Consider the following 12909-nt stretch of genomic DNA (forward strand, 5'->3'; position numbering starts at 1 on the left):
AAGGACGTGACTATATGAAATTCAAGGGAAAAATATGGAAATTCGGCGATAACATCGACACCGACGCGATCATCCCGGCGCGCTATCTGAACATCTGGGATCCCCAGGGGCTGGCCGCCCACTGCATGGAAGACGCATCGCCCGAGTTCGCAAAGCTGGTAAAGCCCGGCGACATCATTGTCGGCGGCGAGAATTTCGGCTGCGGCTCCTCACGGGAGCATGCCCCCATTGCCATCAAGGCCGCCGGGGTCGCCTGCGTGGTGGCCAGGAGTTTCGCCCGCATCTTCTACCGCAACTCCTTCAACATGGGGCTGCCGATCTTCGAGTCCCGGGAACTTTGGGAAAAGGTGCAGGAAGGGGAGGAAATCGAGGTTGACGCCGACGCCGGGTTTATCCGGACAGGCGCGGCGCTCCTGCCGATCCAGCAGGTGCCGCCCTTCATGCAGGAACTCATTGCCGACGGCGGCCTGATGAATCACATCGCCCGCAAAGGGTTATAAAAATGGAGGGACGCGCTTAGAGAGCTTTGAATTTCTCCCGAAATGTTGTTAATTGTCATTCCCGTGAAAACGGGAATCTGGTCTTTTCGGGAACTTATAGATTATGAACATTAAGCTTCGCTTTCCCGCCTGCGCGGGAATGACAAAAGGGTATAGATTTTCAAAGCTCTCGCTTAAGTCGCGTCCGAGGCGGTTGTTTGAAAGGTAACCCATCACAAATCAACAATTTATGCATGTATTTTCAGGCGAAAAAATAGACGATGTTTATCAAAATAAGACAGGAGACGCTTGTTATGAAGAAGAAGGATAATGTTAAAAACCCGAAGTTTAATGTTCATGCCAAGAAAGAGCTGCTGAAGAATCCGGTGCAGCATATCGACATTTCCTCCTTCGACGCGACCCCGATCGTGGAGGCGATGAAGGGGATGTCCTTTACGGCCCGGGACCTGGCGGTGGCGGCTGACACCTACGACCGCATGCTCGCCGAGAAAAAGTGCGGGATATTCCTGACGATTGCCGGCAGCACCAGCGCTGCCGGCTGCATGCAGATTTACGTCGATCTGGTAAGAAACAACATGGTGGATGCGATCGTCGCGACCGGGGCGACCGTCGTCGACATGGATTTTTTCGAGGCGCTGGGCTTCCGCCATTACCAGGGCACCCCGTTTGTGGACGACCGCGTTTTGCGCAGCCTCTACATTGACCGGATTTACGACACCTATATCGACGAAGAGGAGCTTCAGGTCTGCGACCAGACGATTCAGAAAATCGCCGACGGCCTTGAACCGCGGCCCTACTCGTCGCGGGAATTCATCCGGGAGATGGGGCGCTACCTCGTGGAAAACTCCGTCAAAAAGGATTCGCTCGTGCAGACGGCCTTCGAGCATGATGTGCCGATCTTCTGCCCCGCCTTTTCGGACAGCAGCGCCGGTTTTGGCCTGGTTATGCATCAGGTGAAACACCCGAAAAAGCATCTTTCGATTGATTCGGTAAGGGATTTTCTGGAGCTTACCCAGATCAAGATCAAGGCGAAAACGACGGGGCTTTTGATGATCGGCGGCGGCTCCCCGAAGAACTTCGCCCAGGACACGGTGGTCTGCGCCGAGATACTGGGGAAGGACGCGCCGATGCACAAGTATGCGATTCAGATCACCGTTGCCGACGTCCGGGACGGGGCCTGCTCCAGTTCCACGCTCAAAGAGGCGAATTCCTGGGGAAAGGTGGACATCACAAACGAACAGATGGTCTATGCGGAGGCAACCTCGGTGCTGCCCCTTCTGGCAAGCTATGCATATCACAAGGGAAATTGGAAGAAGCGCCAGCCGTGGCGTTTCGCCAAGCTGTTCGATTGAGATTTTGCCCGGGGAAGGCTAAAGAGCGTGCGTATCTGAAACGGCCTTCTCCAGGGCATCTTTAATAAAGGCGTTCAATGTTTTTCCTTCGTCCATGGCATGAGAGACAAGCTGCTGGTGCAGGAAAGGATCGAGGCGGATATTGAAGGAACCTTTGAAGGGTTTTTCTGGCTGCTTGTCGGTTTCCCTGCAAAATTCGAGATAATCTTCGACGGCTTCCTCGAAGGCTGTCCGCAGCGAAACAACGTCGGTTCCCTCATAGCTGATCAAGGCGCGGATGAACTCCAGTTTCCCGTAGAAAGCCTTATCGTCATCGTTGTAATGGACAGAACCGAAATAGCCCTTGTATTCCATCGTGTCTTTCATTTGATATTTCCCCTCTTTAAAATTTCTTCAACCTGCTCAATCTGGTATCGCTTCAATATCGGGGTGGGGTGGGACCGGTGCAAAATGATCGGATCGGCTGTCTGATGGTCGAAACGTACGCGCGATCCTCCGGTTTTCCCTGCTTTTGCCGACCTGTATCCAAAGCCTGTCAGCAGAGCCGTCAGTTCATCCCACGAGAAGTCAAGCGGATGGGTGAGAAATCGCTTTACCAGCTTGTCATGTTTGCTCATCAATATGCCTCGTCTTGCAGGATACCAAAGGCCCACAAGAAAGGCAATCGAAAAAACTAAATTTGGTTGCAGTTTTCTGGCAAGAAAAAACCAGCTATTTCTAACTGGTTTCTCTTCTTCTTTGGACTGTGAAAAACGTTGTAAAACTATGGATTGGTGGAGATGAGGGGGCTCGAACCCCTGGCCTCGGCGTTGCGAACGCCGCGCTCTCCCAGCTGAGCTACATCCCCGAGAGATTGACAAAACCGGACGAAAAACCCTTCCGGAAAACTGGCGCGTTACATATACGATTCACGTCCGGGCTGTCAAGAAATAGTTGCCGTTTCCTTTTTCTTGACACGAGCGTCGTCTTTTTTTATAGTCGCCGCACATTGCTTTCCAAACTTCGAGAATGTAATATTGGGCGGCGCTGTTTTCAGGCAGGGCGCCATTGCAGAAAGTGGCGCCAATTATCCGTAAACATTCGATCCTTTACTTATAACCTTAAGGAGATTATCCATGGCAAAAATCGATGCGTTTTTCCAGTTGATGCACGACGAGGGGGCATCCGACCTGCACTTGGTGACCGGGCAGCAGCCGGCCATCCGGATTCGCGGGGATATTGAACGGGTAAAATACGATGTCCTGACCAACGACGGCCTCAAGGCGATGCTCTACGAGATTGCCCCCGAACATAAGGTCAAGCAGTTCGAGGAGACCGGCGATGTTGACTTTGCCTACGAGATTCCGGGTCTTGCCCGTTACCGCGCCAATTTTTTTCAGCAGCAGTTCGGCTGCGCGGCCGTTTTCCGGGAGATTCCCAGTACAATTGTTTCCGCCCAGCAATTAGGTCTGCCCCCGGTTATCTCCAAACTGGCGTCGCTTCCGCGGGGGCTGGTGCTGGTTACGGGGCCGACCGGCAGCGGCAAGTCAACAACGCTTGCGGCAATCATCAATGAGGCCAATATCACCCGGAAGGATCACATCATCACGATTGAGGACCCGGTGGAATTTGTCCACCAGAGCCAGTCCTGCATCGTGAACCACCGGGAAGTGGGGCGGCATACGAAGTCCTTCACGGCGGCGCTCCGGGGCGCGCTCCGCGAAGATCCGGACATCATTCTTGTCGGCGAGCTCCGCGATCTGGAGACGATCTCGCTGGCCGTCGAGGCGGCCTCCACCGGCCATCTCGTTTTCGGAACGCTGCACACGACAAGCGCCGCCAAAACGGTTGACCGGGTCATCGAGGTGTTCCCGGCGAGTGAACAGATGCAGATCCGCTCGACGCTCTCCGACGGGCTCCGGGCGATTGTCGCCCAGGTTCTCTTCAAAAGGATAGACAAGAAGGGGCGCTGCGCGGCGCTGGAAATTCTGATCGCCAATTCCGCGGTGCGGAACCTGATCCGCGAATCCAAGACCTTCCAGATTCCCTCGATGATGCAGACCGGTAAGAAATACGGGATGCAGCTCCTCGACGACGCGATCATGGAGCTTTTGACGAAGGGCTGGATCAGCGGCGACGAGGCTTACCTGAAGGCAAACGACAAGACGCGGTTCCGGCAGTTTTTGAAGACCCCGCCGACCGATTTTACCGAGGCCTGAGCGGATACGGAAAGACACGTTGGAAGGAGGCAGGAGATGAGAAAGCAGGAGATCGATTTTATTCTGGGAAAGATGCTCGACTCGCATGATAATGTATCCGATTTGAACATCACAGTCGGCAAACCCTTTCAGGTGGAAGCTTCCGGGCAGCTCACCGGGGTTGAGATGTTGCCGTCGTTTCCCGAATTGACACCCTTTCAGGCGGAGATATTTGCGCTCAACCTGATCAACCGTGATCGGCGGCTGACGGAGATTCTCCTTGCGCAGGGCTCGTGCGATTCCTCGTATGAGCTCCCCGGCAAGGCGCGCTTCCGCGTCAATATTTTCTCCCAGCGGGGGAACTACTCGATCGTGCTGAGGAAACTGGAAACCAAGATTCCCTCCTTTGGGGATATGAACCTGCCGGAGGCGTTCCACAAGATGGCCGAGGAGAAAAACGGGATCATCCTCGTCACCGGCGCCACGGGGAGTGGAAAATCAACCTCGCTGGCGGCGGTTCTCAACGACATCAACGAACGAAAAGCGGTGCACATCATCACCCTCGAAGATCCGGTGGAATTTTCCCATCCCCACAAGAAGGCCACCTTCAACCAGCGGGAGATGGGAAGCGATTTCGACACGTTTGCCAGCGGCCTGCGCGCCGCCCTGCGCCAGGCCCCGAAGGTGATTCTGGTCGGCGAGATGCGGGACCGGGAGACGGTCGAGATCGCCCTGTCCGCGGCGGAGACGGGGCATCTGGTCGTCAGCACCCTCCATACGGTGGACGCCGGCCAGACCATCAACCGCATTCTCGGGATGTTCCCCGCCGAGGAGGAAATCCAGATGCGGATACGGCTTTCCGACACGGTCCGCTGGATCGCCTGCCAGCGGCTGCTCCCCAAAGTGGGGGGAGGGCGCGTTGCCGCCTTTGAAATCATGGGCGCCAATATGCGGGTCAGGGATACGATCCTGAACGGCGAGTCGGACGGGAAGACCTTTTATGAGATCATCCAGGCGGGGAAGGCCTTTGGGATGATTACCTTTGATGACTACATCGTCGAGCTGTTCAGCAAGGGAGAAATCACCGAAGAAACGGCGAAGGCGTACGCCTCCAACAAAGGGATCGTCGGCCGCGGCATCGATTCGGTGAAAAGTGCGCGGGGACAGGAAACGACGGATATCGGCAAGCTCCAGGTTGACAAGGGGTACGGGAGACCGGAGAGAAAATTCTGAGGCAGACGAGGAGCTGATTATGGAAGAACAGAAGGGCAGTGGAACCGCGGGAGAAATATCCGCTCTGGTTTGCGAAGCGGATCAGGATTTGCGCGGCCGGATCGGCAACAGCTTGAAACTGAGGGGCTATAATCCAACCTTTGCGGAAACGGCTGCGGACGCAATCGGAAAAATGCGGCTGCAGCTCTTCAACGTCGTGGTCGTGGATGAACTTTTCGATGCGGCAGGCCCGGAGGCCAACGAGGTTCTTAAATATCTGGGAAACCAGAACATGACGACGAGAAGGCGCTTCTTTGTGGCTTTGGTAGGCCGGGATTTACGGACAAACGACAACATGGCCGCCTTCAGCCACAGCGTAAATATTGTCGTAAATGCCGGGAATATCGATGAGATAGGCGATATCGTCAAGCATGGCGCAGCGGATAACGCCGAGTTTTATCAGATTTTCAATGAGACGCTGAAGAAGGTCGGCAAGGGCTGAAAACACCTTTTAAAGCGTCTTTACCCTATTGAGGATTGCGGCGGCGAGATCATTTTTGTCCTGGGCGGCGTAGCAGGAGGCCAGGCGCAGCAGGTAGAAGGCGTTTTGCGGTTCCGCGGCAGTCGCCCGGGCGTATGACTCAGCCGCCCCGATAAGATTTCCGCTTTTTTGCAGCAAATCCCCCAAACGCCGCCAGCATTCCCCGGCGGCGGCCGGCTTCACGGAGGCGGCGCGGCCAAACGCCGCGAAAGCCGCGTCCAGTTGTCCCAGGCAAACGAAGCACTCGCCGATAGCCATGGAGTAAACAGGATTGTCCGGCTGCTGCACAGCGCAGTCATTCCAGACAGCGATTGCTTTTTCCAGGGCTTCCGCCTGCAGCAGCGCGCCGGCAAGACGATCAAGATAGACGACAGCCGCCTCGGGGTCGCTTTGGGCTGCCCGCTGGTAGGCGGATTCTCCATCTTCTATATTTCCCGTAGCGATTAACGCGCCTCCAAGCGCCCCCCATGCTTCCGGAGCGTCCGGGTCGAGTTTCACCAGTTTTCTATAAATATCAACTGCTTCGGTAGTAAGCCCGGCCCGCAGACTGGCCTCCGCCATTGTCTGGAGAAAACCAGCGTCATCCGGTTTTACTGCGGCGGCGCGCCGGCAGACCGCAAGCAGCGCCTCCCAGTTTTCTTCCTCCCGGTGAATGCGCACCAGCTCATCGAAGGCAAAATCGGCGACGAGCCCGCGCGCCAGCTCCCGGCGGAAGAGCTCTTCGAAGCACTCAACCGCCGCTGCCCGCTGCCCGCTGTCATTAAGAGCCCAGGCCAGGCAAAGGAGATGGGAGTCTTCATCCGGATTTTCTTCCGCCAATTTTTTGTACAGAACCGCCGCTTCGTCCGGAAGACCGGCCGCGTTCAATTCGTCAGCCCGGAGGCGCAGGGGAGAAATGTAGTTATCGCTCATTTCATCTGAAAATATAACTCAACTTACTGAAAATATTGCATCCAACTTCCCTCACCTTCAAGGGGAGGGAAAGGGTGGGGATGGGTTCGCCCCTATTTAAGAAAAGGCCCCGGTATTTTACCCCCGGAGCCTTTTCTTGCTAACATCGTGACTGCACTAATTTAGCAGCTTGAACAGGAGCCGCAACTGCCCCCTACGCTCATGCTTGATTTTACCTGAAAACCGCCGCCGTTAGCGGATTCGATGAATTCGACCACAATCGGCTGCACTTCTTGCAGCAGTTTCTTTTCGACAACGTAGCTTACCCCATTATTTTCGAATACATCGTCGTTCGGTGTTGACTCATCCAGAGCCAGGCCCAAAGAGGGCCCCGATCACCCACCCCCCTGCATGAGAACTCTAATGGAAGGAGGTTCCTGCCTTCCCTTGAAGAACTCAGCAATCATCTCGCTTGCTTTTTCCGTTACTGAAAACATTTCGTCTCCTTTTCCCGACATTTTGCCGGTCCGTTAAATTTTGCTGTATTCTAACAACTATTTTCATTTTGTCAAATTAATTAATTAGGGACAGAGCCCCTATTATTTTTGAGGCTTGCGGCAGCAAAGTTAAGCGAACAGCGCTTTGTCTCCGGTATCGTCGTTGACAGCCGCGCTGTTTGGAAGTATATCAAGAACCATTCAATTGTTGATTAAGGCGGCCGACATGCTATACGAAAAACAAGAGGACAGGGTTATGAAAATTGATGTTGTTGAGGAATTTATCAGGCTTGCCTCCCTTAACAGCCCGTCGCGCCGGGAAGGAAAGGTTGCCGCCTATCTGACAGGACGGCTCTGGGAGATGGGGCTTTCCCCGGTGCTGGACGACTCGGCCCGCCTTTCGGGAAGCGACACGGGAAATATCCTTGTCCGCATCCCGGGCAATGCCGCCGGGCCGGCGATTCTGCTGTGCGCGCACATGGACACGGTAGGGCCAACGGAAGGGATGATCCCCGTTATTCGCGACGGGGTGATCTACTCGAACGGCGAGACGGTGCTCGGTGCGGACGACAAGGCGGGAATCGCGATGATTCTGGCGGCCGTTTCGGATATTCTGGAAGAGGGCGAGGCGCATGGGCCGCTCGAGCTGCTCTTTACCGTTCAGGAGGAGATCGGGCTCTTCGGCGCCAAATTTTTCCAGACGGAATTGAAGTCTGATTTCGGCTACATCATCGATGGCGACGGCCCGGTAGGTAACATCGTTACCCGGTCTCCTTCCAAGGTCGATCTCGATTTCACGCTTGCGGGGAAGGCCGCCCACGCGGCGCGTCCCGAGCAGGGGATCAACGCGATTGCCGTTGCCGCGGCGGCGATTGCCCGCCTGAAGAGCGGTCGCATCGACGATGACACCACCATTAACGTCGGTCTCATCAGCGGCGGGAAGGCAAGGAACATCGTCCCGGAAAACGCCGAAGTTGCCATCGAAATTCGGAGCTTCAACGCCGATAAACTTGAGGAGGAGGTGCAAAAGACGATCGCCGCCTTCACCGAGGAAGCTGCCGCGGCCGACGCAGGGGTGAAAATAAGGCGCGAGTTGAATTTTGAGACCTTCAGCATCCCGGAGACGCACCCGGTAGTTATAAACGCCCTGCGCGCGGCGAAGGCCGCGGGTATCGAGCCCACATTCAAAAAATCGGGCGGCGGGATGGACGCCAATGTCTTCAACGGTCGGGGCCTGCCCTGCATAGGCCTCGGCTTCGGCGCCCAGAAAATGCACTCGCCGGAGGAATCCATTGCCATCTCCCAGCTCCGCGCCGGTGTCCGCTTTATCAAAAAAATAGGGACAGAGCCCCTATTTTTTGCTGGAAATTAATAGGGGCTCTGTCCCTATTTAAACCCTATTTAAACGCTAACAGCGAGGACCTGTCGGATTGCCGTTACGATCAAGGCGGTAGTGTTGTCCGCGGATCGTCATTGCCGTCACTGGTTTTTATGCGGGAGAGCAATGCCGTATTGCCTGATTTTATTGTACAACGTTGCCAGTGAGACGCCAAGTTCCAGTGCAACCAGACGTTTCCCCTTGACCGAATTTTCGTGACGGCTCAGAGCCTTGCCGATGAGTTCTCGTTCAGAGATTCTCACGAGGTCGGATAAATCCGATGATTTCCCGGGTTGATCATTGACTATAGGAAGGTGGTTTGCCTCTATCTGACCATCATCGCTACTGCTGGCGGCAAATTCTAAAATGTTGAACAATTCCCGTACATTGCCAGGGAAATTGTATTTTGTCAAAATCTCTATTGCCGTGGGCGCAATGGTTAGTGTCCGATGAGAAATCCGGCTTAGCTTTTTCAGGCAGTGAAAGATGAGGAGGGGGATATCCCCGGGGCGACTGCGCAGCGGCGGTATGTCAAAATGCGCCACGTTAAGCCGGTAAAAGAGGTCGCTGCGGAACTTCATGTCGGCAATAAGCTGATTTATATCCTTGTTGGTTGCCGAGATGATTCTCACATCGACCTTTATCGGTTTTGTTCCCCCCACTTTTATAAACTCATGGTTTTCCAGCACACGCAGGATTTTTGACTGCATGTCCAGTTCCATATCGCCTATTTCGTCGAGGAAGAGCGTGCCGTTATTGGCGATCTCGAAAAGCCCGAGCTTGCCGCCTTTCTGGGCTCCCGTGAAGGCGCCCTGTTCATATCCGAACAGTTCGCTTAAAAGCAACTGGGCCGAAAAAGCGGCGCAATTGACGGCAACGAAGGCCTCTTCCTTTCGTGTGCTGGCATTGTGTATGGCGTGGGCGAATAATTCTTTTCCCGTGCCACTTTCACCGGTAATTATGACGGAGGCGTCGCTGAAACTGATATGCTGTATCTGTTTTTTAATTTTGTTAATCGGGATGCTTACACCGATGATGTCTTCAAGAGAGTAAGATGCCTTGTGAAATTCTTTAATTTTTGAGGAGTAGCTCTTGATCTTGTTACTCAGGCTGACAATTTCCGTTATGTCGTGCATCACTGATATCCCGCCTATGATCACGGAATTGATAATGATGGGATGAACATCCGCGATATATTCCAGATTGTCCACCGTTCGCCTGATTCCCCGCAATGGCCGGCCTGTTCTCAGGGCATCGGGCAGCCTTGCTCCTTTTCGAACATCGCCGACATATTTGCCTAAGATATCCTTTTGTTCTACCCCGGTAAGGCGAGTATATTCATTGTTAATAAAAAGCACGATGCCATTCCGGTCGCTGATCAGGATTGCATCCTTAACGGAATTGAAGATAAGATTGAACAGGGGATCCTTGCTGATTTCGAAGAGGTTGGATTCCATTAACTTATCGGGTGTCATGGTGACAACGCTTTCGTCCATGCTGCGAATCTCCGGGAAGCGGTTTCTACTTATCCGGGGAGGTAATTGCAAAACTCCCCATTCTTGTCATTCCCGCAACGATTCTGAGCGGGAAAGCGGAGCTTAATGTTCATAAAACGAAGTTTAATGTTCATAATCTGGTTATAACTGCTTGAAAAACCATATTATGAACATTAAGCTTCGCTTTCCCGATAGAGATATTATGAACATTAAGCTTCGCTTTCGGGAATGACAAATGGTTTTGCAATTGCCTCCGGGTTGATTTTATTTCCAAAATTTTAGAAAATTTATAGAATCTCTTTGCTTTCTTGTCAATCCCTTTGTTTTCCGAAAAATCGTTATGGATTTTTTATCCGGCACAAAAAGCGCTGTTGCGCTACCCGTCTTGCTCACGCAGAAATAGAAATCTTTTTGCATAATAGTTGTTCTCCTGGCACGCATACTGCTTAAGGTCTTCAATATTCTGCTGCTTTTCAAACAGCGATTCTCAGTTTGCCGGACATTTTATAAAACATGAACTTTTGAGGCCTTTCAAGAAAGTAGGGGTCTGTGCTGATGAAAAGCAGTGATAGCAAAAATGGCGCCTTAATGAACCTCCGTGTGCTTGACCTTACCCGCGTTCTCGCAGGTCCATTCTGCACAATGATGCTGGGAGACCTCGGCGCCGAGATCATAAAAATCGAAGTCCCCGGTTTGGGCGATGACAGCCGCTCCTATCCTCCCTTTATCGGCACGGAAAGCGCCTATTTCATGAATCTCAACAGAAACAAACGCAGCATGACGATTGATCTCAAGACACCCGAAGGAAAAGGCGTGTTTCTGGACCTTGTAAAATGCTCCGATGTCGTCATAGAAAATTTCCGGCCGGGAACAATGGAAAAAATGGGCTTGAGTTATGAGGAATTATCCAAAGAAAACCCCTCAATCGTCTATTCCTCCATCTCCGGATTTGGTCAATACGGGCCGTATCGGGATCTGCCCGGATACGACATTATCGGTCAGGCCATGGGAGGGATTATGAGCGTCACCGGATGGCCCGACGGTCCGCCGACAAGGACAGGGGTGGCCATTGCCGACGTTCTTGCCGGGCTCTGTTCCGGCATCGGCATACTGAGCGCCCTTCTGGCCCGCAACAATATCAACCGCGGACAGCACGTTGACGTCTCGCTTGTGGATTCAGTGGTAGCGTCCATGGCGGCAGTCATCCAGATATATCTTGTTGAACAGCGAGAGCCGCAGAGGGTTGGCAACCGCTACGAGTTCATATCTCCCTATGGTTCATTTTCCGCTAAAAATGGCTGGGTCGTCATCGGCATAGGCAACGACAAGCTTTGGAGAGAATTTTGCCGGGCCATTGGTAGGGAAGACTTGCTTGAAGTAGGGGACTATCAGGCGAATGTCGATCGTGTCAAGAATGACGCGCGCGTAAAACAGATTGTCGAAGAGTGGACACTTCAGCAAAACGTAAAGGATATTGTAGATTTTCTGCTGAAACGCAAGATTCCCTGCGCCCCCATTTACGGGGTGAAGGATATCGTGGAAGACGAACATATTGCAAAGGCCAGGGAGATGATCATCAATGTTGACCATCCGAAGGCCGGACCGATGAAAATGGTTGGCTCACCGATCAAGCTTTCCGTTACGCCTGCCGCTGTCCATACGCCTGCTCCTCTGCTGGGTCAGCATACCGATGAAATCTTGCGAGAGGTATTGTCGTACCCGGAAGAAACCATTCAGCGTCTGCGGCAGAAAAATGTTTTTTAATATGAGGGCAGTGATGAGCCGGAATCTATCCTTATTTTTGTTTCTGACCGGCATTGTTAAAACCATTGCAGGGCATCCTGCCCTGCATTTAATTAAAAAATGTGAGAGGAGGATTTGTTCAATGAAAGTGAATCGTAGTTTTGCAGTGATTGCCATCTTGGCGCTTACCCTGATCAGCGTTCCGGCGGTCGGGCAAGCGGCAAAAAACAGGATATCCATCGGAGGAAACGGCGTAGGAGGCGTTTACTATCTTTATTCCGGTGCGCTGGCCACAATTATCAGCACGAAAGTTCCCGATGTCCAGCCGACAGTTGAAGTATGTCCGGGCTCGTCGGTAGAACATATAACAAGGATGCAGATAAACGACATTCAGGTTGGCCCGGCAATGAACGACGTGGTCTTTCAATCCGTGAAAGGAATCAACCGTTTTAAAAAGCCGCAGGACAAAATCAGGACGCTTTTTACAATGTATCCTGCAGAGCTCCAAGGCGTTGCCCTGGAAAAGGATAACCTGACAACTCCGAAATCGCTGATCGGCAAAAGGGTCTCCATCGGAAATCCGGGGACCGGTACAAGTGTAATGACGGCTGCTGTTTTTGAAGCCCTGGGGATCAGCTTGAAGGACTTTAAGCTGCAGAATCTGAACTGGAACGAGGGCGCGCAGGCGATAAGAAATGACTCGCTTGATGTGCAGTTTGGGGCAATTGCCGCCCCTGCTCCCTTCATTATGGATTTGTCGGCAACGCATAAGGTTGCCCTGGTAAATTTCAGCGATGAGGAATTGGCGAAGATACAGGCAAAATATGAGTATTATGCCCCCTTAACCATCAAGGCAGGAACATATCCGGCGATCAAGGTTGATGTGAAAACCCCCGGCATCTGGAATTCCATGCTGGCCACTGCCGAGTTGTCTGATGAACTGGCTTATCAAATCACCAAAGCGGTCTATGAAAATATTCCCGTATTGCAGAAAGTTTATAAAAAGGCCGATTGGGCCACCCCGGAAAATACCATGAAATATGCGGTGGCTCCCCTGCATCCGGGAGCAGTCAAGTACTATAAGGAAAAAGGCGTGGCCATTCCTGGAAGATTAATGCCGAA

General features: G+C 52.9%; 13 protein-coding genes and 1 tRNA gene. 8 read left to right on the top strand and 6 right to left on the bottom strand.

The window, feature by feature from the left end:
- Nucleotides 1-14 precede the first annotated feature (14 nt).
- Together M0P74_10310 and M0P74_10315 are read left to right on the top strand one after the other, a co-directional pair.
- On the top strand, nt 15-500 hold the full coding sequence (locus M0P74_10310) for a 3-isopropylmalate dehydratase small subunit (GenBank protein MCK9363973.1): 486 nt from the start codon (nt 15-17) through the stop codon (nt 498-500).
- Nucleotides 501-793: 293 nt separating this feature from the next.
- On the top strand, nt 794-1852 hold the full coding sequence (locus tag M0P74_10315) for a deoxyhypusine synthase (protein MCK9363974.1): 1059 nt from the start codon (nt 794-796) through the stop codon (nt 1850-1852).
- A gap of 18 nt (nt 1853-1870) precedes the next feature.
- Here the strand turns inward: M0P74_10315 and M0P74_10320 are convergent, their stop codons facing one another.
- The 3 genes from M0P74_10320 to M0P74_10330 all read right to left on the bottom strand — a co-directional run bounded on the left by M0P74_10320 (nt 1871) and on the right by M0P74_10330 (nt 2699).
- Nucleotides 1871-2218, bottom strand: coding sequence for a type II toxin-antitoxin system HicB family antitoxin (locus M0P74_10320; GenBank protein ID MCK9363975.1), 348 nt, complete (start codon nt 2216-2218; stop codon nt 1871-1873).
- Nucleotides 2215-2469: a type II toxin-antitoxin system HicA family toxin gene (locus M0P74_10325; GenBank protein MCK9363976.1), complete on the bottom strand. Its 255-nt coding sequence runs from the start codon at nt 2467-2469 to the stop codon at nt 2215-2217. The genes M0P74_10320 and M0P74_10325 overlap by 4 nt, the downstream gene beginning before the upstream one ends.
- A gap of 154 nt (nt 2470-2623) precedes the next feature.
- Nucleotides 2624-2699, bottom strand: a tRNA-Ala gene (locus tag M0P74_10330).
- A gap of 268 nt (nt 2700-2967) precedes the next feature.
- Here M0P74_10330 and M0P74_10335 point away from each other — a divergent pair.
- Genes M0P74_10335 through M0P74_10345 form a run of 3 tightly spaced genes read left to right on the top strand, consistent with a single transcriptional unit; the run spans nt 2968 to nt 5743 of the window.
- Nucleotides 2968-4050, top strand: a complete 1083-nt coding sequence (locus M0P74_10335; GenBank protein MCK9363977.1) for a type IV pilus twitching motility protein PilT — start codon at nt 2968-2970, stop codon at nt 4048-4050.
- Between the two features lie 36 nt (nt 4051-4086).
- Complete coding sequence (locus tag M0P74_10340) at nt 4087-5262, top strand: PilT/PilU family type 4a pilus ATPase (protein MCK9363978.1); 1176 nt, start codon at nt 4087-4089, stop codon at nt 5260-5262.
- Nucleotides 5263-5281: 19 nt separating this feature from the next.
- Nucleotides 5282-5743 carry a hypothetical protein gene (locus M0P74_10345; GenBank protein MCK9363979.1) on the top strand — a complete coding sequence of 154 codons (462 nt, stop codon included), beginning with the start codon at nt 5282-5284 and terminating at the stop codon, nt 5741-5743.
- Between the two features lie 9 nt (nt 5744-5752).
- On the opposite strand, the gene M0P74_10350 is transcribed toward M0P74_10345, so the two are convergent.
- Nucleotides 5753-6694 carry a tetratricopeptide repeat protein gene (locus M0P74_10350; GenBank protein ID MCK9363980.1) on the bottom strand — a complete coding sequence of 314 codons (942 nt, stop codon included), beginning with the start codon at nt 6692-6694 and terminating at the stop codon, nt 5753-5755.
- A 161-nt stretch (nt 6695-6855) separates the two neighbouring features.
- Entirely contained in the window at nt 6856-7056 is a 201-nt protein-coding gene (locus tag M0P74_10355; GenBank protein MCK9363981.1) for a hypothetical protein, read from the bottom strand.
- Between the two features lie 370 nt (nt 7057-7426).
- Between M0P74_10355 and M0P74_10360 the strand changes: the two genes are divergently transcribed.
- A complete protein-coding gene (locus M0P74_10360; protein MCK9363982.1) occupies nt 7427-8542 on the top strand; it encodes a M20/M25/M40 family metallo-hydrolase in 1116 nt (371 codons plus the stop codon).
- 107 nt (nt 8543-8649) lie between these two features.
- Here M0P74_10360 and M0P74_10365 read toward each other — a convergent pair whose 3' ends face one another.
- Nucleotides 8650-10044 (bottom strand): sigma 54-interacting transcriptional regulator, encoded by a 1395-nt coding sequence (locus M0P74_10365; protein MCK9363983.1) that lies wholly within the window; start codon nt 10042-10044, stop codon nt 8650-8652.
- A 555-nt stretch (nt 10045-10599) separates the two neighbouring features.
- On the opposite strand from M0P74_10365, the gene M0P74_10370 reads away from it, so the two are divergent.
- Nucleotides 10600-11808 (top strand): CoA transferase, encoded by a 1209-nt coding sequence (locus M0P74_10370; protein ID MCK9363984.1) that lies wholly within the window; start codon nt 10600-10602, stop codon nt 11806-11808.
- A gap of 121 nt (nt 11809-11929) precedes the next feature.
- Nucleotides 11930-12909 (top strand): TAXI family TRAP transporter solute-binding subunit (locus tag M0P74_10375; GenBank protein ID MCK9363985.1); only part of this gene is annotated, 980 nt, incomplete at its 3' end.

This window comes from Syntrophales bacterium (assembly GCA_023229765.1).
Taxonomy (GTDB): domain Bacteria; phylum Desulfobacterota; class Syntrophia; order Syntrophales; family UBA5619; genus DYTH01.